The organism is Micromonospora sp. WMMA1998 (assembly GCF_027497375.1).
Lineage (GTDB): Bacteria > Actinomycetota > Actinomycetes > Mycobacteriales > Micromonosporaceae > Micromonospora > Micromonospora sediminicola.
In genome coordinates, this window is sequence record NZ_CP114911.1 from 4,179,287 (window position 1) to 4,200,939 (window position 21,653).

Annotated in this window: 18 protein-coding genes, 1 tRNA gene and 1 riboswitch; of the genes, 10 read left to right on the forward strand and 9 right to left on the reverse strand. The window is 72.2% G+C overall.

All coding sequences use genetic code 11. The features are described 5' to 3' along the window. Nucleotide 1: 1 nt before the first annotated feature. Together O7600_RS18960 and pknB are read left to right on the forward strand one after the other, a co-directional pair. Nucleotides 2-1,363: a serine/threonine-protein kinase gene (locus tag O7600_RS18960; protein WP_281589175.1), complete on the forward strand. Its 1,362-nt coding sequence runs from the start codon at nucleotides 2-4 to the stop codon at nucleotides 1,361-1,363. Then, nucleotides 1,360-3,186, forward strand: coding sequence for a Stk1 family PASTA domain-containing Ser/Thr kinase (gene pknB, locus O7600_RS18965; protein WP_281589177.1), 1,827 nt, complete (start codon nucleotides 1,360-1,362; stop codon nucleotides 3,184-3,186). Before O7600_RS18960 ends, pknB begins: the two co-directional genes overlap by 4 nt. Nucleotides 3,187-3,500: 314 nt before the next feature. On the opposite strand, the gene O7600_RS18970 is transcribed toward pknB, so the two are convergent. The 4 genes from O7600_RS18970 to O7600_RS18985 all read right to left on the reverse strand — a co-directional run bounded on the left by O7600_RS18970 (nucleotide 3,501) and on the right by O7600_RS18985 (nucleotide 7,434). Beyond that, a complete protein-coding gene (locus O7600_RS18970; RefSeq protein WP_281589179.1) occupies nucleotides 3,501-4,151 on the reverse strand; it encodes an aminodeoxychorismate/anthranilate synthase component II in 651 nt (216 codons plus the stop codon). Nucleotides 4,152-4,156: 5 nt separating this feature from the next. After that, a complete protein-coding gene (locus tag O7600_RS18975; RefSeq protein WP_281589181.1) occupies nucleotides 4,157-4,441 on the reverse strand; it encodes a hypothetical protein in 285 nt (94 codons plus the stop codon). Between the two features lie 3 nt (nucleotides 4,442-4,444). After that, nucleotides 4,445-5,428 (reverse strand): class E sortase, encoded by a 984-nt coding sequence (locus tag O7600_RS18980; protein ID WP_281589183.1) that lies wholly within the window; start codon nucleotides 5,426-5,428, stop codon nucleotides 4,445-4,447. A gap of 1,199 nt (nucleotides 5,429-6,627) precedes the next feature. Next, on the reverse strand, nucleotides 6,628-7,434 hold the full coding sequence (locus O7600_RS18985) for a DUF881 domain-containing protein (RefSeq protein ID WP_091566060.1): 807 nt from the start codon (nucleotides 7,432-7,434) through the stop codon (nucleotides 6,628-6,630). Nucleotides 7,435-7,665: 231 nt separating this feature from the next. On the opposite strand from O7600_RS18985, the gene O7600_RS18990 reads away from it, so the two are divergent. Both O7600_RS18990 and O7600_RS18995 read left to right on the forward strand, forming a co-directional pair. Beyond that, a complete protein-coding gene (locus tag O7600_RS18990; protein ID WP_091566056.1) occupies nucleotides 7,666-7,929 on the forward strand; it encodes a cell division protein CrgA in 264 nt (87 codons plus the stop codon). Between the two features lie 167 nt (nucleotides 7,930-8,096). Beyond that, nucleotides 8,097-10,295 (forward strand): (Fe-S)-binding protein, encoded by a 2,199-nt coding sequence (locus O7600_RS18995; protein ID WP_281589188.1) that lies wholly within the window; start codon nucleotides 8,097-8,099, stop codon nucleotides 10,293-10,295. 67 nt (nucleotides 10,296-10,362) lie between these two features. On the opposite strand, the gene O7600_RS19000 is transcribed toward O7600_RS18995, so the two are convergent. Further along, nucleotides 10,363-11,034 (reverse strand): GPP34 family phosphoprotein, encoded by a 672-nt coding sequence (locus tag O7600_RS19000; RefSeq protein WP_281589190.1) that lies wholly within the window; start codon nucleotides 11,032-11,034, stop codon nucleotides 10,363-10,365. Between the two features lie 82 nt (nucleotides 11,035-11,116). Between O7600_RS19000 and O7600_RS19005 the strand changes: the two genes are divergently transcribed. The 3 genes from O7600_RS19005 to O7600_RS19015 all read left to right on the forward strand — a co-directional run bounded on the left by O7600_RS19005 (nucleotide 11,117) and on the right by O7600_RS19015 (nucleotide 14,602). Further along, nucleotides 11,117-12,424: a hemolysin family protein gene (locus O7600_RS19005; RefSeq protein ID WP_281594199.1), complete on the forward strand. Its 1,308-nt coding sequence runs from the start codon at nucleotides 11,117-11,119 to the stop codon at nucleotides 12,422-12,424. Next, nucleotides 12,417-13,421 (forward strand): hemolysin family protein, encoded by a 1,005-nt coding sequence (locus tag O7600_RS19010; RefSeq protein ID WP_098744196.1) that lies wholly within the window; start codon nucleotides 12,417-12,419, stop codon nucleotides 13,419-13,421. The genes O7600_RS19005 and O7600_RS19010 overlap by 8 nt, the downstream gene beginning before the upstream one ends. 164 nt (nucleotides 13,422-13,585) lie before the next feature. Beyond that, the gene (locus O7600_RS19015) at nucleotides 13,586-14,602 is read left to right on the forward strand and encodes a C40 family peptidase (protein ID WP_281589194.1); all 1,017 of its coding nucleotides are present in this window, start codon (nucleotides 13,586-13,588) and stop codon (nucleotides 14,600-14,602) included. 66 nt (nucleotides 14,603-14,668) lie between these two features. Here the strand turns inward: O7600_RS19015 and O7600_RS19020 are convergent, their stop codons facing one another. Next, on the reverse strand, nucleotides 14,669-16,702 hold the full coding sequence (locus O7600_RS19020) for an N-acetylmuramoyl-L-alanine amidase (protein WP_281589196.1): 2,034 nt from the start codon (nucleotides 16,700-16,702) through the stop codon (nucleotides 14,669-14,671). Between the two features lie 221 nt (nucleotides 16,703-16,923). Continuing rightward, a riboswitch (cyclic di-AMP (ydaO/yuaA leader) is annotated at nucleotides 16,924-17,061 on the forward strand. 13 nt (nucleotides 17,062-17,074) lie between these two features. On the opposite strand from O7600_RS19020, the gene O7600_RS19025 reads away from it, so the two are divergent. After that, a complete protein-coding gene (locus tag O7600_RS19025; RefSeq protein ID WP_281589198.1) occupies nucleotides 17,075-18,109 on the forward strand; it encodes an NlpC/P60 family protein in 1,035 nt (344 codons plus the stop codon). A 62-nt stretch (nucleotides 18,110-18,171) separates the two neighbouring features. Here the strand turns inward: O7600_RS19025 and O7600_RS19030 are convergent. Continuing rightward, a protein-coding gene (locus O7600_RS19030) for an IS5 family transposase (RefSeq protein ID WP_281589200.1) occupies nucleotides 18,172-18,971 on the reverse strand; the annotation gives its coding sequence in 2 pieces (ribosomal slippage) (nucleotides 18,172-18,635 and nucleotides 18,635-18,971; 801 coding nt in all). A gap of 108 nt (nucleotides 18,972-19,079) precedes the next feature. After that, complete coding sequence (gene dcd / locus O7600_RS19035) at nucleotides 19,080-19,658, reverse strand: dCTP deaminase (protein WP_091566035.1); 579 nt, start codon at nucleotides 19,656-19,658, stop codon at nucleotides 19,080-19,082. Between the two features lie 78 nt (nucleotides 19,659-19,736). Here dcd and O7600_RS19040 point away from each other — a divergent pair, with 78 nt between their 5' ends. Next, nucleotides 19,737-20,282 carry a pyridoxamine 5'-phosphate oxidase family protein gene (locus tag O7600_RS19040; RefSeq protein ID WP_281589203.1) on the forward strand — a complete coding sequence of 182 codons (546 nt, stop codon included), beginning with the start codon at nucleotides 19,737-19,739 and terminating at the stop codon, nucleotides 20,280-20,282. Between the two features lie 74 nt (nucleotides 20,283-20,356). Here the strand turns inward: O7600_RS19040 and O7600_RS19045 are convergent, their stop codons facing one another. Beyond that, nucleotides 20,357-21,340: a zinc metalloprotease gene (locus O7600_RS19045; protein ID WP_281589205.1), complete on the reverse strand. Its 984-nt coding sequence runs from the start codon at nucleotides 21,338-21,340 to the stop codon at nucleotides 20,357-20,359. A 202-nt stretch (nucleotides 21,341-21,542) separates the two neighbouring features. Here O7600_RS19045 and O7600_RS19050 point away from each other — a divergent pair. After that, nucleotides 21,543-21,616: transfer RNA gene (locus tag O7600_RS19050), tRNA-Gly, on the forward strand. The last annotated feature ends 37 nt before the right edge of the window (nucleotides 21,617-21,653 follow it).

Below are 21,653 nucleotides of genomic sequence, written 5' to 3' on the forward strand. Positions count from 1 at the left end.
CGTGCTCAGCCCGGGTGTGCAGCTCGGCAACCGCTACCGCCTGGACGAGCGGATCGCCAGCGGTGGCATGGGCGACGTCTGGCGCGGCACCGACCAGGTGCTGGGCCGTACGGTCGCGGTCAAGAGCCTGCTCCCCGCGCTGCTCGACGAGCCGGGCTTCGCCGAGCGGTTCCGTGGCGAGGCGCGGACCATGGCCACCATCAACCACCCGGGCGTGGTCGACGTCTACGACTTCGGCAGCGACCAGCAGATCGCCTTCCTGGTGATGGAATACGTGGAGGGCGACGCGCTCTCCGCCACGCTCAGCCGGGTCGGCCGGCTCACCCCGGCCCGCACGATGGCGTTGCTGGCCCAGGCCGCCGACGCGCTGCACGCGGCGCACGAGAAGGGCATCGTGCACCGGGACGTGAAGCCCGGGAACCTGCTGGTGCGGCCGAACGGCACGCTGGTGCTCACCGACTTCGGCATCGCGCGGTCCGAGCTGGTCGGGCAGCTCACCGCCGCCGGCTCGGTGCTCGGCACCGCCTCGTACATCTCTCCGGAGCAGGCCACCGGCGCGGTCGCCACCCCCGCCTCCGACGTGTACGCGCTCGGCGTGGTGGCCTACCAGTGCCTGGCCGGTCGGCGCCCCTTCGAGGGGGACAATCCGCTCGAGATCGCCATGAAGCACGTACGCGACGCACCCCGGCCGCTCCCCGCCGACATCCCGCCCCAGGTGCGCGCGATCGTCGAGCGGTCGATGGCCAAGGACCCGGCGGCCCGCTGGCCCAGCGCCGCCGCGCTGGCGAGCGTCGCCCGACAGGCCAAGCTCGCGCTCTCCCAGCAGGCGCGCGCCGGGCACCCGATCTCCGGCGCGCCGGCCTCACCCGCCGCGCCCGTCGCGCGGGCCCAGGTGCCGACCGCCGCCCCGCGCCCGCAGCCCCGCCCGCCCGTGGCCCCGGCCCGCCCACCGGTGGCGCCGCGTCCGACCATGGTCGCGCACCCCGCCCCGCAGGCCCGCCCACCGGTGGCGCCGCGCGGGGCGGCCCCCGTCCCACAGCCCCGACCGCAACACCACCCCCAGGGGTACGCCCGCCCGCCCGCCGCACCGCCGCCCCCGCGCCGTTCCCGTTCCGGGCTCTGGACCACGGCGATCGTGGTGGCCGTGCTGGTCATCCTCTGTTCGGGCGTGATTTCTTTCTGGTACCGGAAATACGTGGCCGGTGCCGCCGGCCCGCCGGTGCCGGCGAGTGTGACCGTGACGTCCGGCGCGGTGCGGGCGTACGGGGGCGACTATCCGGTCCGCACGTCGTACCGTCGTGAGGTACGCCTCCAGCCGGCCGGCGGCGGTTCGACGACGAGCGAAGGACGAGAGACGCGATGACAGCGCAGGCCCGCCTGCTCGGTGGCAGGTACCAGGTCGGCGAGCTGCTGGGCTACGGCGGCATGGCGGAGGTGCACCGCGGTCGCGATCTCCGGCTCGGGCGGGACGTCGCGATCAAGATGCTTCGTGCCGACCTGGCCCGCGATGCCACGTTCCAGATGCGGTTCCGCCGGGAGGCGCAGAACGCCGCCTCGCTCAACCACCCGGCCATCGTCGCCGTCTACGACACCGGCGAGGAAACCGCACCGACCGGCGAGACGCTGCCGTTCATCGTGATGGAGTTCGTCAACGGACGGACCCTCAAGGAGGTCCTCGGCGTCGAGGGGCGGCTCCAGCCGCGCCGGGCGCTGGAGATCTGCGCCGACATGTGCGCCGCCCTGGAGTTCAGCCACCGGCACGGCATCATCCACCGGGACATCAAGCCCGGCAACGTGATGCTCACCCAGACCGGCCAGGTCAAGGTGATGGACTTCGGCATCGCCCGCGCGCTGGCCAGCGGCGCGACCACGATGACGCAGACCAGCGCGGTCATCGGCACCGCCCAATACCTGTCCCCCGAGCAGGCGCGCGGCGAGGCGGTCGACGCCCGGTCCGACGTCTACGCCGCCGGGTGCGTGCTGTTCGAGCTGCTCTGCGGGCACCCGCCGTTCGTCGGCGACAGCCCGGTCAGTGTGGCCTACCAGCACGTACGGGAGCAGCCGCCGACGCCCAGCACGATCAACCCGGACGTCAACCCCGCGGTCGACGCCATCGTGCTCAAGGCGCTCTCCAAGAACCCGCTCAACCGCTACCAGAGCGCCGGCGAGATGCGGGCGGACCTGCTCCGCGCCGCCGCCGGCCGGCCGGTGCTGGCGACCCCGGTGATGCCGTCCGAGGAGACCATGCCGATGGCGGCCGCCGGAGGCGGCTACCACCAGGCGCAGCAGACCCAGATGATGGGCCCGCAGACGCGCCAGCAGGCGCCCGCCCGGGTCGGGGACCCGCGCAAGCGCAAGTCCTCCTCCTGGGTCATCGCCACGTTCGCCGCGCTCGGTGTGCTCGCGGTGATCGCGCTGGGCACCGCGCTCTGGCTCAACCAGACCGGGGCCGAGAAGGTCTCCGTGCCGAAGCTGGTGGACGGCACGCAGGCCGAGGCGCAGGCGGCGCTCACCCAGGCCGGGCTGCGCTACGTCAACGGAGACCCGGTGCAGAACACGGAGTGCAAGCCGGGCACCGTCGTCAACCAGAGCCCGGGCCCGGGCCTGCGGGTGGAGAAGAACACCGCGGTCTCGGTCCAGCTCTGCACCGGCCCCGGCCAGGCCACCATCCCCAAGAACCTGGAGGGGTCCCAGGTCGCCAACGTGCAGGCGCAGTTGGAGGGCCTGGGTCTGAACGTCGAGACCGAGAACATCGACAGCAGCGCCCAGAAGGGCATCGTCGTCAAGGTCGACCCCGCCGAGGGCAGCACGGTTCCCAAGGCCTCGACCGTCAAGCTCCAGGTGTCCCGGGGCAACATCACCGAGGTTCCCGACGTGGTGGGGCTCTCCGAGGACCAGGCCGTCCGGCAGTTGCAGAACGCCGGCTACAAGGTGCGCACCCTGGATGGCGACGAGGTCACCGAGCCGGACAAGGTCGGCAAGGTCAGCAAGCAGAGTCCGAAGGGCGGCGCTCCCCTCGCCCGGGACAAGCAGGTGACGATCTACGTCGACATCGCCGCGCCGGAGGAGAGCGAGAGCCCGTCCCCGCCGGCGAGCCCGACCCCCAGCGGTTCGCCCAGCACGCCGGGTGGCCGCGGTGGCGGCTTCCCGTTCCCGACCGTCCCGCCGACGCGAAGCAACGGCTGACGCTGCCAGCGCACACGTGGCGGTGCCCCGGACGACCGGGACACCGCCACACTGCTTCTCCGGACGCTTGAGTCGGGGCGGAACACCACAGGCACATCCCGGCGCAGGAAACACCCACCACGTTCCACCCGTTCCGTCCCCCGTCGAGATCTTGGTACGGCCCCGCCCCCCTGAGGGCGGCCCCGTACCAAGATCTCGACTACGTGTCGTCCCCTCCTGAGCCCGTCCCCTGTTGACCATGAAGTTGGCGGCGACAAATCGGGCGAGACCTGCCGCCAACTTCATGATCGGCGGGGTGCGGGGTGCGGGGTGCGTCAGGCTGCGGCGAAGGCGGCGCGGCGGCGGGCGTCGACCTCGGCGGCCAGCTCCGGGGCGCGCTCCAGCGCCTCCGGGAAGCCGCACGTGGCCAGCCAGTTCGCCAGCATGACGTGACCGCCCTCGGTCAGCACCGACTCGGGGTGGAACTGCACGCCCTCGATCGGCAGCGTGCGGTGCCGCATCGCCATCACCACCCCGGAGGCGGTACGGCCGGTGACCTCCAGCTCGTCCGGGAGCGTCTCGGGCAGCACCGCGAGCGAGTGGTAGCGGGTGGCGGTGAACGGGTCGGGCAGGCCGGCGAGCACGCCGACGCCGTGGTGGTGCACCTCGGAGGTCTTGCCGTGCAGCAGCTCCGGGGCCCGGGTCACGGTGGCCCCGAACGCCTCACCGATGGCCTGGTGGCCGAGGCAGACGCCGAAGAGGGGGAGCGTGCCCGCGTACTCGCGGATGACGTCCAGGCAGATGCCGGCCCGGTCGGGGCTGCCCGGTCCGGGCGAGAGCAGCACGCCGTCCGCGCCGACGCGGCCCACCTCGGCGACATCGATCTCGTCGTTGCGCCGTACCTCGCAGTCCACGCCGAGCTGGCCGAGGTACTGCACGAGGTTGAAGACGAACGAGTCGTAGTTGTCGATCACCAGGACGCGCATCGGGGTCACCTGTTCGGGGTGGAGGGCGGGGCGTTGTTGGTCTCGGTGCTGTAGGGGAGTTCCTCCTCCTCGCCCGGCAGCCCGGTCGGGTCGGTGAGCCCTCCCCCGGGAGCGTCGCCCGGTACGCCGGAGTCCTGCGTGACCTGCACGTCGTCGAAGGGCAGCAGCGGCTCGGCCCAGGGGAAGACCACGAGCCAGAGCAGGACGACCGTGGCGGTGGCCAGCAGCACCGAGCCGATCAGCTTCCCGGGCAGGCCGAACGGCAGCTTCCGCCAGATCCACGAGTACACGGGTCAGGCCTCCAGTTCGGCCGGGCGGCCCGCCGACTTCGCCTGGGCGTGGTCCAGCCGGGCGTGGACGATGAGCCGCTGGTAGTTGTCGAACTTGGGGTTGCAGGTGGTCAGCGTGAGCAGCTTCTCGGTCGCCTTCCGGTCCTGTTTGCCCGGCACCGGCGCGACCACCTCCACCTGGGAGGGCTTGACGATCCGCTGCTGGTAGACCCGGTAGACGAGCCAGTCGGTCTTGGTCTCGACCACGATGACGTCGTCGGCCTTCAACTCGTCCAGCCGCCAGAAGGTGGAGCGGATGCGGTGACCGGCGACGGAGAAGTTGCCCACCTCGCCCGGCATGGCGCTGTCCGGGTAGTGGCCCGGGGCGTACCGGATGTCGTCCGGGCTGACGCCCTCCACCACCACCCAGTGCTTGTCGAACTTGGGGATGTAGAGGCCGGCGACGGGCTTCCCCTCGGCCGGCGGCTTCGGCTTGACGCTCGGCCCGGTGGTCGGGCCGACGGTCGGGTCCGTCTCCCACTCCCGGGCGAGCTGACCGCTCAGGTCGCTCTGGTGGGCGTCGACGATGACCGACTTGCCCCAGATCTCATAGCCGGCGAAGAGCAGCACCACCAGGCCGAAGGTGATCAGTACCTCGCCGGTGCCGCGAATCACCGAGCGCAGCCGGGAGCCCGTGGTCGGGCGGGTCAGTTCGGAGTAGACGCTGCGGTAGCCCTCGCCGGTCTGTTCCGGCCGGAGCTGCACCACCCGCTCGCCGCGCCGTGGGCGCGGCGGCTCCGCCGGTGGCTCGTCGCCACCGTCGCTGGTGTCCTGCACCGGGGGTACGGCGCCCATCAGCGCTGTGGAGTCCAACCGCGGATCGGCGGGCGGGCGGCTGACCGGGCGCAGCACCGCCGTCGCACCCGGGTCGCCGGGCTGCTCGGGGCCGGCGCCGTGCCGTTGCGACGCGCGGGCACGCGGCTCGGACGCGCCGGCCCGCTCTCCCACCGGCGGCAGGAAGTCGGTCGGCCCGTCGGCGGGGGCGGCCGGTCGGATCGGGCCGGGAGCACCACCGCGAGCGCCGGACGGAGTCGCCGGCGCGCGATCCGGGTCGGCGCGCTGCTCGGAGGGGCCGACGGGGCCCGGCGGGGATTGGTCGGTGCGGGCCGTCGGATCGAACCGGTGGCCGGAAGGCCCCGAGAAACGCCGGTCCTCGGGGGTGGCCGGGCCGCCGCCTCCGCTGCGGCTGTCGGAGCGGTACGGGTCGGCGGGCCTGGCCGGTGCCGCTGCGGGCCGGGCATCCGCGGGCCCGGACGGCCGGTTCTCGACAGCTCGCCTCCCCGCCGTCCCGGGGCCGTCGGGGTGCTGGCCGTCCGGACCGGTGGGCGGGCGGCCGAGGCCGCGCGCCGACCGCGGGGCGTCCTCGTGGGGCGGAGGCGGGTACGCCTCGACGCGCGGCGCGGACCGGGTCCCGGCGTGGGACGACGGCGGATACCCCTCGGCGCCTGCCGGCTGACGGGTCTCGGGGCGGGGCGACGACCGGTACGCCTCAGCGGGCGACGGGGGGCGGGTCTCGGTGTGGGGCGTCGGTGGGTGGCCCGCGGCGCGCGCCGGCCCGTGCGGCTCGGCCCGGGCCGCGTTGCTCGGCGGACGGGCCTGGTTGCCCGGCCAGGCGGGCGGGGGCGGGGCGCTGGGCCGGCCGCCCGCGTCGCCGTGGCCGTGGTTGCGACGTCCCGGCTCCCGGCCGCCGGTCTCCGGGCGGGCGGGTTCGCGGCGGGTGGGTGCGCGGTCGTCGACGCCACGGCCGTCGGGTGCACGGCGTCCGACATCCCGGCCGGCGGGGTCGCCTCGGTCCGGCCCGTGGCCACGGGGATCCCGCCGGTCGGGTACCCCACGGCTCGGGTCACCGGTGCCCGGGTCACGACCCGGCCCACGGGCGCCCGGGTCACGGCCCAGCCCACGGGCGCCCGGGTCACGGCCCAGGTCGCCGGCGTCAGGGCCACGGCCCGGGCCACGGGCACCCGGGTCACGGCCGCCGATGCCGCGACGGGCCGGGGACGAGTGGGTCGGGCCGGCGTCCGGCCAGGGCAGGTCGAGCGGGGGCCGCGCCGGGGCGGGCGCCGGACGGTCGACGGTGGGGAGGAACGCGGTCGGCTCCTCGTGCGGGTCGTCGGGGCGACCGTGGCGTTCCGCGGGGCGGTCGCCGGTCACCTGGGCACCGTCGCCGATTGCAGCGCGGTGGAGTCCTCGAACGCCGGCACGGTGACGGTGGAGACCCGCTCGACGTAGCCGAGCTGGTAGTGGTCGGCCACTTCCTTGAACACCCGGACTCCCTCAGAGGCGGCGAGCGCCCGCTGGAACTCCGCGGGATCGCCGATGGCCACGATCTTGAAAGGAGGGGAGTAAACCCGGCCGTGCAGCAGCAGGGTGTTACCGACGCAGCGTACCGCGCTGGTGCTGAGGACGCGGACGTTCATGATTGACATGGCCTCCGCGCCGCCGGCCCAGAGCGCGTTCACGACCGCCTGCACGTCGCCCTGGTGCACGACCAGGTCGTCGTTGCTGGCGCCCTTGGGCAACGGCTGGCCGGGGCCCCAGTCGGCGTCGTTCAACTCGATGGTGATCCCGGTGCCGGTGAGCGCGGTGAACCCGGCGGCCTGCCGGCTGGCGGCGGCCCGGTCCCGCTGGAGCTTGACCGGCCCGTCGGTGCCGGCCAGCGCCTCGGTCTGCTGCTCGACCTCGTCGCGCAGCCGCGCCGCCTTGGCCTCGCTGGCCGCGACCTGCTCGCGCCGGTCCTCGATGAGCTGGGTGAGCTGTGGCCGCCGGTCCTCGCGCAGCGAGGTGCCGCCGGCGGTGGTCGCGGTGGTGGTGAAGAGCAGCCCCGCGGCGGCGGCGATCAGGGGCACGCCGATCGACCAACCCGGGCGGCGCTGACGCGCTCGTCGGGGCAGCAGACCGGCGACCGCGCGGCGGAGGACCTTCTGCCAGGAGGCGGCGCCGGACGTGTACTCCACCGGGCGTTCCCTTTCCCGTCGTCTCGTTCCGGCCCGCGCCGATGCGAACCGACCTGCTCGACCCGAAAAGTCCCGCTCTTTTCGGTCACTCCGTGCACCGGCCCGACCCCATTCGTGGCCTGGACGGTCCGTCGGGACTACGCTAGCTGTCGAACATTATTGGCCATGGACCGTCGCCCCCGCGCCCGGTTGTCAGGCCGGACGAGGTCGTACCCCCCTCTGGAGAGCGTCGTGCCCAAGTCTCAGGTCCGCAAGAAGAAGGTGTACACCCCGCCGACGGACGTCCGCCCGACGGCGACGGCGGCGACGCGCAAGCCTAGCCCGGTCTGGCTGCCGATCACCGCCGTCGCGCTGATCGCGGTGGGCATCGGCTGGCTGGTGATCTACTACCTCTCCGAGCAGGCCTACCCGGTCGCCTCGTGGGGTTACTGGAACCTCGCGGTGGGCTTCGGCGCGATGGTCTCCTCGCTGATCCTGCTCTCCCGCTGGCGCTGAGTCGCCCGGTCGCACGTCACGCCACGCCGCCCCTGCCCGGCACCCGGACTCCGCTGCACCTAAGGTGTCCGCAGGGCGGCGTGGCCGGTGCGAGAAGACTCACGTTACTGCTGGGTAACCTTCCGCGTAGGCTGCACTGACAAGCAGCAGACCGGGAGGCCAACTCGATGGGCAGCGTCCAGATCGTCACCACGATCCTCGCGGCCGCCATCACCGCCGTTGCGGTGTGGCTTGCGGTGCGCGCGGTCATGAAGATGACGGCCGTCATCCGGCTGGGGCAACCCGCGCCGGAGCGGTTCGCCGACAAGGGCGCCCGCACGAAGAAGATGCTGGTGGAGACCGTCGGTCACACCCGCATGCTGAAGTGGAGCGTGGTCGGCGCCGCGCACTGGACCGTCATGGTCGGCTTCGTCGTGCTGTCGCTGCTGGTGTTGGAGGCCTACTTCGAGGTCGTCACCCCGACCGGTGGGCTGCCGATCATCGGGTCCTGGACGATCTTCGGTCTGGTCACCGAGTGGATCGGCATCCTCGGCCTGATCGGCATCGTGGTGCTGATGGCGATCCGGCTGCGCAACCGGCCCGGTCGCGCCGAGAACCGCTCCCGCTTCACCGGCTCGACCATGTGGCAGGGCTACTTCGTCGAGTGGATCGTGCTGCTGGTCCTGATCTTCGGCTTCGTCATCCGGGGCTTCAAGGTCGCCACCGACCACTTCGAGTACCCCGTGTGGGCCACCCCGCTCAGCCACGCCGTCGGTGCCGTGCTGCCGGGCTGGGAGAACGGCGCGAGCGTCGCCGCGCTCATCAAGATCGTCATCTCGATGACCTGGCTCATCGTGATCTCGCTGAACGTCACGATGGGTGTCGCCTGGCACCGGTTCCTGGCCTTCCCGAACATCTTCTTCAAGCGCGACCCGGAGAAGCCCGCCGGTTCCGGCCTGGGCCCGTTGCGCCCGATGACGAGCGAGGGCAAGCCGCTCGACTTCGAGGAGGCCGACCCGGAGAAGGACCAGTTCGGTGTCGCCCAGGTCGAGCAGTTCAGCTGGAAGGGCCTGCTCGACTTCAGCACCTGCACCGAGTGCGGCCGGTGCCAGTCGCAGTGCCCGGCCTGGAACACCGGCAAGCCGCTGTCGCCGAAGCTGCTCGTGCTCAGCCTGCGCGACCACGCGTACGCGAAGGCGCCCTACCTGCTGGCCGGCGGCGGCAAGGACCTCACCGGCGAGGAGAAGGCCACCGAGGCGCAGCTCGCCCACATGGACGTGCTGGCCCTGGCCGAGGCCGACCGACCGCTGATCGGCACCGCCGAGGAGGGCGGCGTCATCGACCCGGACGTGCTCTGGTCCTGCACCACCTGCGGCGCCTGCGTCGAGCAGTGCCCGGTGGACATCGAGCACGTGGACCACATCGTCGACATGCGCCGCTACCAGGTGCTGATCGAGTCGAGCTTCCCCTCCGAGGCCGGCGTCATGCTGCGCAACCTGGAGAACAAGGGCAACCCGTGGGGCGCCCCGCAGAACACCCGCGAGGACTGGACCAAGGGCCTCGGCTTCGAGGTGCCGCGGGTCGGCGAGGTCGACGACTTCGAGTACCTGTTCTGGGTCGGCTGCGCCGGCGCGTTCGAGGACCGGGCCAAGAAGACCACCCGCGCGGTCGCCACGCTGCTCAACGAGGCGGGCGTCTCCTTCGCCATCCTGGGCGAGGGCGAGACCTGCTCCGGTGACCCGGCCCGGCGCATCGGCAACGAGTTCGTCTTCCAGATGCTCGCCCAGCAGAACGTCGAGACGCTGAACGAGGCGTTCGAGGGCCGCGAGAAGAGCAAGCGGAAGATCGTCGCGACCTGCCCGCACTGCTTCAACACGCTGGGCAACGAGTACGGCCAGCTCGGCGGCGAGTTCGAGGTGGTGCACCACACCCAGCTGCTGGCCCACCTGGTCAGCGCCGGCAAGCTCACCCCGGTGCAGCCGGTCGACGGTGGCGTGACCTACCACGACCCCTGCTACCTGGGCCGGCACAACCGGGTCTTCGCCGCTCCGCGTGAGGTGCTCGGCGACTCCATCCAGGGCGAGCTGACCGAGATGCCGCGCAACAGCGAGCGCTCCTTCTGCTGCGGCGCCGGCGGCGCCCGGATGTGGATGGAGGAGAAGATCGGCAAGCGGATCAACGTGGACCGGGTCGAGGAGGCCATGTCCACCGGCGCGAAGACCATCGCGGTCGGCTGCCCGTTCTGCTCGACGATGCTCAACGACGGGGTTAACGGCAAGGGCGCCGGCGAGGACGTCGAGGTGGTCGACGTGGCCAGCGTGCTGCTGCGCTCGGTCAAGCCGGACGCGCCGGCCGGCGAGAAGGAGACCGCCCCGGCGGCCGGCTGAGGCGTACCCCGGCGGGAAGCCGGACCACGACGGCGGCGGCACCCACGCGGGTGCCGCCGCCGTCGTCTCAGCTGGTCGTGGTGACGCTGATGGCGGCGGTGGCGGTGGTCGCGACGATCACCGCGGCCTGCATCTCCTCGATCGCCTTCTTCACCGCGGCGGAGGCCCAGTCACCGGCGGCGATCTCGGTCATCCGGGCCTTGACCCGGTCCTTCGGCAGCTCGCGGAAGAGCTTGCGGTCCAGGCCGACCGCGCGGGTCAGGGTGAGCAGCGCGGCGGTCCGGGCGTCGACCGGGCCGTCGCCGACCAGGGCGTCCACCATCCGCCGCCGGGCCGCCGTCTCCACCGCCGGCTCCGCGCCGGTCGGCGAGGGATAGCGGGTACGCGGGAAGACCAGCAGCACCCGGTCGGAGTCGCGGCGCAGCACCCCGGAGCCGACCAGACCGTCGAGCACCCGGTCCGGCAGTCCCTTGGCGAGCTTGCCGATCCAGTCCTTCGGCTTGCGGGGCCGCCCGGCCCCGACGGTGGCCAGCGCCTCGTCGAGCAGGGGCACGCCGGTGGGGGCGGGGTCGCTCACCACGAGCCGCTTGTCCGCCACCTCCACCCGGCCGGCCAGGGCCAGTTCCAGCAGCACCGCCCCGGCTAGGCCGTAGCCGAGGTGCGGACTGCCGAGCCGATTCGTGCCGGCGTCGTCGTAGGCGAGCAGGACCAGTTCGTCGGTGAGCAGCAGGCCGTCCATACCCGCCACGCTACGGGTGACGCACCACCGGCGCCCACGTGCCACAATCACGCCCATCGACGGCCTGTTGGTTCTGACGCTGTTGCCCCTGGTCGGCTTCGTGCTGCTGACCGCGGGCAACGCCTTCTTCGTCGCGGCCGAGTTCGCCCTGGTCACGGTCGACCGCGCGGAGATCGACCGGCGGGCCGACGAGGGCGACGGACGGGCCGCCACGGTACGTCGGGCGCTGCGGGACCTGTCCTTCCAGCTCTCCGGCGCGCAGCTCGGCATCACCATCACCGCGCTGCTCACCGGCTATCTGGCCGAGCCCGCCCTGGCCCGGCTCGTCGCGCCGGCCCTGCACCCCTTCGGCGCGGCGGACCGCTTCTCCGGGCTGCTCGCCCTGGCGCTGGCCACGCTCCTCTCGATGCTCTTCGGCGAGTTGGTGCCGAAGAACCTGGCGCTGGCCCGCCCGATGCCGGCGGCCCTGGCCACGGCCGCGCCGATGCGGGGGTTCTCCCGCGCCTTCGGATGGCTGATCCGGCTGCTCAACAACTCGGCCAACCGGCTGGTGCGCCGCCTCGGCGTGGAGCCGCAGGAGGAACTCGCCAGCGCCCGTTCCCCGGAGGAGCTGGGACTGCTGGCCGCCATCTCGGCGCGGGCCGGCGCGCTGCCGCCGGACACCGCGATGCTGTTGCGCCGCACCATCCGCTTCGGCGACAAGCGGGCCGCCGAGGCGATGACCCCCCGGGTGGACGTGATCGCGTTGCGGGCCACCGCCTCCGTCGCCGAGCTGCTGGAGGCGTCCCGGCGGACCGGCCGGACCCGGTTCCCGGTGTACGAGGAGACGCTCGACCTGGTCACCGGTGTCGCCGGGGTGCCGGACGCGCTCGGCGTGCCGCTGGCCCGTCGGGCCGGCACCACCGTCGCCTCGGTCGCCCGGGAGCCGGTGTACGTGCCGGAGAGCCTGGACCTCGACGGGGTGCTGGCCGCGCTGAAGGACGCCGGCGCGGACCTGGCCATCGTGGTCGACGAGTACGGCGGCACGGACGGCGTGGTGACCGTGGAGGACCTGGTCGAGGAGCTGGTCGGGGAGATCGCCGACGAGTTCGACCCGGACGCGGTGGGCGGCTTCGGGCCGGCGGAACTGACCGTCCCCGGTGGCGAACGGACCGTCCTGGTCGACGGCGTGCTGCGGGCCGACGAGCTGGTCGAGCAGACCGGCTTCCGGCTGCCCGAAGGGCCGTACGAGACGTTGGGCGGGTTCCTGATGGCCCGGCTCGGCCACATCCCGGTCGCCGGTGAGACGGTTGACGAGTCCGGCTACGAGTTCACCGTGGTGGAGGTCGACCGGCACCGGATCGAGCAGGTCCGGGTGGTCCGCCCCGAGGAGCCCGACGACGGTGCCTGAACTGCTGGTCGCCCTGGTGCTGCTGCTCGGCAACGCGTTCTTCGTGGGCAGCGAGTTCGCGTTGATCGCGTCCCGGCGCACCGTGATCGAACCGCTGGCGGCGACGTCGAAGCGGGCGCGCTGGGCGCTGGCCGCGATGAACCAGATCCCGCTGATGATCGCCGGCGCGCAGCTCGGCATCACGGTCTGCTCGCTGGGCCTGGGCGCGATCGCCGAGCCGGCGCTGGCCCACCTGCTGGAGGTGCCGTTCGAGGCGCTCGGACTGCCGGCGTCGGCGGTGCACCCGGTGGCGTTCGTGATCGCGCTGGCCGTGGTGGTGTTCCTGCACACCGTGGTCGGCGAGATGGTGCCGAAGAACATCACGCTGGCCGGGCCGGAGCCCTCGGCGCTCTGGCTCGGCCCGGCCATGCTCGCGTTCTGCCTGGCCACCAAGCCGCTGCTGCTGGCGATGAAGTGGTCGGCGCGGCAGGTGCTGCGGTGGTGGCGGGTGGAGGCGACGGACGCGGTCAAGACCGTGTTCACCGCCGAGGAACTGGCCGGGCTGGTCTCCCAGGCGCGGACCGAGGGGTTGCTGGACGCCGAGGAGCACGCCCGGATCACCGGCGCGCTCGCCCTGCACAGCCGTACCGCGGCCGACGCCCTGCAACCCTGGTCGACGGTGACCACGGTGGCCGAGGACGTCTCCCCGGCCTCGCTGGAGGTGCTGGCGACCCGCACCGGCCGGTCGCGTTTCCCGGTGGTGCAGCGGGCCACCCGGCGGGTGCTGGGTTTCGTGCACGTCAAGGACGTGCTCGGGTACGCCGGGGCGAGCCGTCGCGCGCCGGTGCCGGCCGACGTCTACCGACCGCTGGCCGTGGTGCCGCCGGACCGTACGCTCGCCGATCTGCTGCTCGCGATGCGCCGCGAGCGCCGGCACATGGTGCTGGTCAGCGACGGTCGTCGGCCCCTCGGCGTGGTGACGCTCGACGACGTATTGACGGCGATCGTCGGCAAGTGAATGAACACCCTTGGTGTGCAACCGATTGCGGATACGTGATTGAACGAAAGGTCGCCTTGATTCCACCCCGGTGCTTTCCCTAATGTGGGGCACCGACCGCTGTGGGTCGTCTGCCTCGACCTTCCCTCTCGCGAGGCGCCCGGCGGTCGGTTGCAAAGGAGTCCGTGCCGGTGGCAACCATGCCCCCTGAACGTCACGCCCCGAGCGCTCCACCCGGCCGCCCCGCCGGGTTCCACCGGGTGGTACGCCGTCTCCTCACACTGGTCGCGGCCGCCGCGGTCGGCGCCGGGATGCTGGCGGCCCCGGCGCACGCGGCGCCCTCGGTGGACGAGATCGACGCCCAGATCGACAAGCAGTGGGAGAAGCTCGAGCCCACGATCGAGCAGTACAACAAGGTCCGCTCCCTGCTCAAGGTCAACAAGAAGAAGTCCGACGACCTGCGGAACAAGATGGTGCCGCTGGAGCTGGCCTCGACGCTGGCCATGAACAAGGTCGGCGACATCGCCGCCCGCTACTACATGCGGGGCCCGTCGCAGGAGATGGGCGCGCTGCTGGTGAGCACCAAGCCGGGCACGCTCGCCGAGCAGCTCGTCATGCTCGACCGGATCGCCGACGACCAGCGCAGGCAGATCGCCGGTGTGCTCGCGGCCCGCGACAAGTTCAACCGGGAGAAGCGCAAGCTCGACCAGCTGATCGAGACCGAGCTGAAGCAGGAAGCCCAGCTGGCCACGCAGAAGAAGCAGATCGACGCGGAAATCAAGCGGCTGACCGCGATGCTGCCGGTGACCTCGATCCGGCCGGCGGGCTGCCCGGCCATCGACGGCGTGGTGAGCAGCGCCGCGCGTACCGCGATCAAGACGGCGTGCGCCCAGGTGGGCGACCCGTACGTGTGGGGCGCGACCGGCCCGAACTCGTTCGACTGCTCCGGCCTGACCCAGTACGCCTACAAGGCGGCGGGCATCTCGCTGACCCACTTCACCGGCGCCCAGTGGAACGAGGGCCGTCGGGTCTCCCGGTCCGAGGCCAGACCCGGTGACCTGGTCTTCTTCGGCAGCGACCTGCACCACGTCGGGCTCTATCTCGGCAACGGGGTGATGGTCCACGCGCCCCGGACCGGCAAACCGGTCCAGGTGTCGAGCATCAGCACCCAACCGCTCGCCGGCTTCGTCCGGGTCAGCTGACCCGTCCGCGCCACCGAAAGGCCCCCGGTCCAGCTGGACCGGGGGCCTTCTCGTGTCGGTGGGACGTTACCGCGGCGCGCCGATCGGCGACGGCAGGACCAGCACGTCGTCGAGGTTCACGTACATGATCCGGTGACCGAACTGGACCTGCACGTAGCGGTTCTTCCCGCGCACCACGGTCCGGTCACCCGGGGCCGAGCCGTCGAACGAGACCGCGCGGTAGTACTCGCCGGGCAGCACGCCGCCGACCGCGTACCGCTGGCCCGCCGCGAGCGTGTACTGCAACGGCGAGATGGTCTGGTACGGGATGGTGTCCGGGTAGGCGGCCTGCTCCGGGTAGGCGCGGCCGTACACCGGGATCGTGGCCCGGCCGGGACGCGGCGTCACCACGAAGCCGGTCGCCCACTTCGCGGTCGGCGCCGACGCCGGGTTGAGGAACCACGCCTTCTGGCCGAGGTACCAGATCGCCGTCCAGTCACCCTGCCGGCCGGCCACCGCGTACGTCTGGCCGGCGGAGGCCCGGGCGCCGTGGTCGGAGATGTACATCGTGTCCGGCGTGCCGTCCGGGCGCAGCCCGAGGTCGTTGACCAGCGGGGCGTCCGCGCTCGGCGCGGTCCGCAGGACTACCGCGGAGGAGCCGCGCGACGGGCAGGTCTCGGCCGGCGGGGTGGGCGTCGGGACGCCCGGCGGCTGCTGGTTGCAGCCGACGAACGCCGGCCGGTTGGTGGCGAAGTCCGGGTCGATGGTGACCAGCCCGGTGCGGGCCGTGCCGGTGCTCCGGAACGGCGCCTTCATCAGGTCGAAGTAGTGCGACCAGTCCCAGTAGGGGCCCGGGTCCCAGTGCATGCCCTTGACCGTGCCGGCGACGGTGCCGGGCACGTTGTCGTGCCCGATGATGTGCTGCCGGTCCAGCGGGATGCCGAACTTCAGCGCGAGGTGGCGGACCAGCTTGGCCGAGGCCCGGTACATCGCCTCGGTGTACCAGGTGCCCTGGCCGGCGAAGCCCTCGTGCTCCAGGCCGATGGACTTGGCGTTGACGTACCAGTTGCCGGCGTGCCAGCCCACGTCCTTGGCCTTGATGTGCTGGGCGACGTAGCCGTCCACCGAGCGCAGCGTGTAGTGCCAGCCCAGGTAGTCGGCCCGCTTGACCAGGTCGACGCTGGGGGCGAAGTAGCCCTCGGTGTCGTGGATGACGATGTATTCGATCTTCTGCTGCTTCGGCCGGTTGCCCAGGTCGTGGTTGCCGTAGTCACCCGGGTCGGCGCTGAGCTGCTCGTACGGGGCGGGGATCCACTCGCAGGCCAGCCGGACCGGGCACTCCACGCCGTCCGGCCGCTGCGCGTGGCGCAGGCCGAGCCGGGCCAGCCGGGACCGGTCCGGGCGCGCGGTGGTGGCGGCCAGCGTGACCCGCTGCCCGTCGTCGGTGGTCCGGGTCGCGCCCTGGCCGAGTTGGTCGTAGACCTCGTCGGCGAAGGCCGCCGCCGCGTCGGCGGTGTCCGCGCCGGAGTAGCGGGCGACCGCGCCGTACCAGGCCGCCGCGTCGGTGCCGGCGCCGACCGGCCCGCCCAGGGCCTTCTGGTACGACGCGAGCAGCGCCGCGCCGCCGCGGATGTTCGCCGCCGGGTCGGTGCGCAGCGTCTGCGCGTCGAGCCCGGTGAGCGTCGCGGCGGCGTCGATCGTCTGCAGCGAGGCGGGGGGCAGCGGGGTCTCCCGGGCCGGCGCGGCGGCGGTGGCCGGGTCGAGGGTGAGCGGGCGGGAGTCGTCGCCGCGCGGGTCCTCGTCCTCGTCGACGTGGGCGCTGCCCGGGGTGGCGAGGACGTGCGCGGCGTCGGTCAGGTGCATCGGGCCGTAGCCGCCGCTGGTGCTGGGTTGGCCGGGGTGGGTGTCCCAGCGGGACTCGAGATAGGAGACGCCGAGCAGCACGTTCGGCGGCACGCCGTACTCGGTGGCCGCGGCGGCGTACTGCCGCTGCCTGTCGGTGGCGGGTCCGGCCGTCTCCGGCGCGGCGGTCACCGGGCCGGTGACGGCCAGCGCGGTGGCGGTCGCCACGGCGGCGGCCAGCAGTATCCGTCCGCCCGACGGTGGGGTGGAGAGGTGCATCGAACCTCCTGGACAGGGATGGGGGTCACTGCGTTCCCACCCTCACTCCGCACACCCGCGAGGGTCAATACCTTTCCAGCAGGTAATCCTTGATGAAAGAAAACTTCATCCCCGGCTTCGGTACGGAGTGTCACGGCGTCCCGAGTTGCGGATCGATAACGACGGCTCCTACTCTGGTCAATCGTCGGCCGCCAGTCTCACCGTCCAACCCGGTCGGTGACGGTCCGACACCGCCGAGTCGCCCACGGGCGAGCCGGGGAACCAGGTACCTGGGGTGAATCCGCAGCTCCGCTGCGGTAGGGCGGCTCCCTTCCCGCCCGAATCCGTCAGCTAACCCGGTAGGCGGTCAGGAAGAAGGAGTACGGACGCCCGGTGGCACTCCATGCCCCGCGGCCGTCGTCGAGCCGGTCGGTCGACCGGCACGTCGTCGCGCCGCGTTCCCGCTGGTCCCGCTTCACCACCGCCCTCGCCGCCCTGGTCGGCACCGCCGTCGTCCTGACCGGCGGCGCCACGGCGGCCCACGCCGAACCCTCGGTCGCCGAGATCGAGGCCCAGATCGACCGCGACTGGAACAAGCTCGAACCGGTCATCGAACAGGTCAACGCCGTACGCGAGCAGCTCGCGGTGCGGCGCAAGCAGGCCGACGCGCTCGGCCGGCAGATCGCCCCGCTCCAGGCGCGGGTGGACGCGGCGTTGGGCCAGGTCGGCGGGCTCGCCGCCGACGCGTACAAGGGCGACAACCTCTCCACCGTCAACGCCCTGCTGGGCAGTCGCTCGCCGGGCGACCTGGTCAGCGGCCTGGAACTGCTCGACCGCTTCGCGCACCACCAGCAGGAGCAGGTGCGTACCGTCGCCGCGCTGCGCGACGAGCTGGCCGCCAAGAAGCGGCCGCTGGACCAGATGGTCGCCGACCTGAGTCGGACCGAGGCGCAGCTCGCCGCGAAGAAGAAGCAGATCGACGGCGAGATCGCCCGGCTGCAGAAGCTACGTCTGAAGGTCTACGGCAACGGCGGCGGCGGCCCGCTGCGCCCGGCGCCCTGCCCGTCCGGCTACCCCGGCGGCGCCGCCGGGGTCGCGGTCAAGTTCGCCTGCGCCCAGATCGGCAAGATCTACGTCTGGGGGGCGGCCGGCCCGGACCACTTCGACTGCTCCGGCCTGACCATGGCCGCGTGGGCGAAGGCCGGGGTCTCGCTGCCGCACAACGCCCGCCAGCAGCACGACGTGACGAAGCGGGTCAGCCGGGCCGAGCTGCGCGCCGGTGACCTGGTCTTCTACTACGGCGACCTGCACCACGTGGGCATGTACGTGGGCGACGGCTGGGTGGTGCACGCCTCCCAGTCCGGCAAGCCGATCACCATGAAGCGCGTCGACGACGGCGACATCAACAGCTACGGCCGCCCCGCCTGAGGTGTAAGGAAGGGCCCCCTCTTAACGCATTCTGCATAGGAGGGGGCCCCTCTTAAGAACTCCTAACTCTGGGTGCGTTGGAGTTGGCGCCAGCAGATGAGGGAGCAGGCGAGGCTGAGGAATGCCTGGTGGATGTCGTCGCGGATTTCCCAGCGGATGCGTAGGCGGCGGAACCAGTGCAGCCAGGCGATGGTGCGTTCGACGACCCACCGTTGGGTTCCCAGGCCGGAGCCGTGAGGTGTGCCGCGCCGGGCGATGACGGGGGTGACGCCGCGGGCGCGCACTTGTTGGCGGTGGCTGTCGTAGTCGTAGCCCCGATCGGCGTAGAGCCGGTCGGGGCGCCGCCGTGGTGGGCCAGGCTTGCCGCCGATCGCGGGGATGGCATCGAGCAGGGCGGTGGTCTGGGTGGAGTCGTGTCGGTTGCCGCCGGTCAGCGTGACCGCGAGGGGGATTCCGCCGGCGTCGGTGATGACGTGGTGCTTCGAGCCAGGCTTGCGGCGGTCGACCGGGCTCGGACCGGTTTTGGGCCGCCCTTGAGCGCCCGGATGTGGGAGCCGTCGATCACCGCCCTGGACATGTCCAACTGGCCCGCGCCGCGCAGTCTGGCCAGCAGCACCTCATGCAGCCGCTGCCACACCCCGGCGTCATTCCAGTCCCGCAACCTGCGCCAGCAGGTCATCCCCGACCCGAACCCGAGTTCCTGGGGCAGGTACTCCCACGGAATCGCGGTGTAGAGCACGAACAAGATCCCGCACAGCACCTTGCGGTCATCCAGCGGCTTACGCCCTGGGTACCGACTCCGCCGCGGAGGGCGGGGTGGCAGCAGCGGTGCGATCTCGGCCCACAACTCATCCGAGACCATCCACGGCGGCTGCTCACCCCTCCTCACGTTCAGACGAAACGACCCTCACGTCCAGTCGGTTACGCCCAACATCATTTAGTTAGGACCTCTAACAAGCGGCGCTCGGCGTCAGCGGGTCGGCCAGGTGCGCCAGCTCTGCCAGGACCGGCTCGGCGTCGGGCCGCGCTGGCCCTGGTAACGCGATCCGTAGACGGCCGAGCCGTACGGGTGCTCGGCCGGCGAGGAGAGCCGGAAGATGCAGAGCTGGCCGATCTTCATCCCCGGCCAGAGCGTGATCGGCAGGTTCGCCACGTTGGACAGCTCCAGCGTGACGTGGCCGGAGAAGCCCGGGTCGATGAAGCCGGCGGTGGAGTGGGTCAGCAGGCCGAGCCGCCCCAGGCTGGACTTGCCCTCCAGTCTCCCGGCGAGCTGGTCGCCGAGCGAGATGACCTCCAGCGTGGAGGCGAGCACGAACTCGCCCGGGTGCAGCACGAACGGCTGGCCCTCCGGCACCTCCACCATCGAGGTCAGGTCGTCCTGCTGCACCGACGGGTCGATGTGGGTGTAGAGATGGTTGTTGAAGACCCGGAACAACCGGTCCAGGCGTACGTCGATGCTGGACGGCTGCACCAGCGTGGGCTCGAAGGGCTCCAGCGCGAGCGTGCCCGACTTGATCTCGGAGACCAGGTCGCGGTCGGAGAGCAGCATCGGAACACCATAGCGACCGGTACGGGTGACCTGCGTGTCGCACTACTTCTTCGTACACGTGTTCGATAGAATGTCCGCATGGCTTCCTGGTCCGAATTCGCCGCCGACGAGCCCCGCCTCGCCGACGAGATCCGCCTCCTGATGCAGCAGTACGGGCCGGGCTTCGGCTACCTCGCCACGGTCCGCGCCGACGGCGGCCCCCGGGTGCACCCGGTCTCCCCGGTGATCACCGCCGACGGGCTCTGGTGCTTCGTCATCGACTCCCCGAAGCGCCGCGACCTCGAGCGGGACGGCCGCTACGCGCTGCACTCCTTCCCGCCGGAGGAGAGCGACGACGAGGCCTACGTGGCGGGCCGGGCCCGTCCGGTGACCGATCCGGCCACGGTGGCCCGACTGGCCCGGTTCGCCCGGGCGGCGCCGCAGGGTGACTGGCGGCTGTTCGAGTTCACCGTCGACGTGGCGATGCTGACCCGGCGCGACCCGGTCGCCCAGCCGGGCGCCGGCCGGCCGCAGATGCGGGTCTGGCTCGATCCGCGGGGCGCCACGCCGGCACGCCGTGACCCGCTCGCCGCGGACGGCCGGCGCGGCCGGCACGGCTTCGACACCCGCCGCCCGGCCGCCTGAGCCGCCCTCCGGAACGACAGGTGCCGGCCCCGTTCGAGAACGGGACCGGCACCTGTCGTGTGGTGCGGGTGAGGTCAGGCCGCGCGGTAGGCGTTCCACGCGGTGAGCATGCGGCTCGCCTGGCCGGCGGTGAACTGGTACATGCAGGAGTCGTAGGTGTAGTCCATGAAGTTGGTGATCGGGTCCTTGCCGGCGGTGGAGCAGGTGTCCCGGCCGGTCGGGCACTCGTACGCCGGCGACGCCTCGGCCGGGGTGTCCGAGACGCTGTCACCCGAGCCGGAGCAGCCGCCCTGGAAGGTGTGGTAGAGGTTCAGCCAGTGGCCGACCTCGTGGGTGCCGGTGTCACCCTGGTTGTAGTTGGTCGCCGTGCCGCCGGGCAGCGACTCGCTGAGCACGACCACGCCGTCCATGCTGTCCAGCTTCCGCTTCGGGAAGGTCGCCCAGCCGAGCAGGCCGTCGCTCAGCTCGCCCAGGTAGATGTTGAGCGTGTTCTTGCCGCCCGTGCGCAGCGAGGTCTTCATCGAGCGCTCGGCCGAGGAGCCCTGCACGATCGGGTACCACGACGGGTTCGTCACCCGGTTGATCTTCGTGAGCTGGAACGCGAACGCGGTGGCCGCGCCGCCGGTCGAGCCCGCGTACGACTGGTTGAGCACGCTGATCTGCTGGGTGATCAGCGAGTCCGGGATGTTGCCGCCGGCCCGGGTGCTGTTCTCCTGGATCACGTGCACCACGACCGGGATGGTCACGGAGGCCAGCGGGGCGACGGTCGGGCCGGTCCGGAAGTTGGCCCGCTCACGCTGCGCGGCGGCGAGGTCGGCCTCGCGCTCGCGCACCTGCTTGGCGGTCAGGTGGTTCGGGTCGAGCTTGGCGTGGCCGCCCTTGGCGACGCGGGCGTCGGCGTGGGCGTCGGCCGGCTCGGCGCAGACGCCGGCCGGGGCGGCCGAGAAGGCCGAGGCAGCGGGGACGACGCCGACGGCGGCGGTGCTGAGCAGCAGCGCCAGGGTCGACGTCGCGACACCGGCGGTACGCCGGGTCAGCAGGTTGGGACGGTGTCCCATGGGCCCACCTCTTTCTGACGGCGTGGCAGGGGGTGTGTCACGCCGGGTCGGAAACGTGGAGCAGACGTTACATCCCATCGACGGATTTGAGAACGCCCATATGTTGCCGGCACGCAACATCCTTGATCCACTCCGGCGCGGCGGCAGGGCGGGGGTGCCTGGGTGCACGGGGGTGGTGGCCTCAGGTACAGTGGTGCCGCCTGCGGGTGTAGTTCAATGGCAGAACATCAGCTTCCCAAGCTGACAGTGCGGGTTCGATTCCCGTCACCCGCTCCAACGTGAAGGCCCTGGCCAGGACGCGAGTCCGAGCCAG

What these genes read in the sequence shown, in the direction of transcription:
- pknB (WP_281589177.1), top strand. Translation starts at nt 1,360, where the DNA reads ATGACAGCGCAGGCCCGCCTGCTCGGTGGCAGGTACCAGGTCGGCGAG.
- O7600_RS18970 (WP_281589179.1), bottom strand. Translation starts at nt 4,151, where the DNA reads ATGCGCGTCCTGGTGATCGACAACTACGACTCGTTCGTCTTCAACCTC.
- O7600_RS18995 (WP_281589188.1), top strand. Translation starts at nt 8,097, where the DNA reads ATGGGCAGCGTCCAGATCGTCACCACGATCCTCGCGGCCGCCATCACC.
- O7600_RS19000 (WP_281589190.1), bottom strand. Translation starts at nt 11,034, where the DNA reads ATGGACGGCCTGCTGCTCACCGACGAACTGGTCCTGCTCGCCTACGAC.
- O7600_RS19020 (WP_281589196.1), bottom strand. Translation starts at nt 16,702, where the DNA reads ATGCACCTCTCCACCCCACCGTCGGGCGGACGGATACTGCTGGCCGCC.
- dcd (WP_091566035.1), bottom strand. Translation starts at nt 19,658, where the DNA reads ATGCTGCTCTCCGACCGCGACCTGGTCTCCGAGATCAAGTCGGGCACG.
- O7600_RS19040 (WP_281589203.1), top strand. Translation starts at nt 19,737, where the DNA reads ATGGCTTCCTGGTCCGAATTCGCCGCCGACGAGCCCCGCCTCGCCGAC.
- O7600_RS19045 (WP_281589205.1), bottom strand. Translation starts at nt 21,340, where the DNA reads ATGGGACACCGTCCCAACCTGCTGACCCGGCGTACCGCCGGTGTCGCG.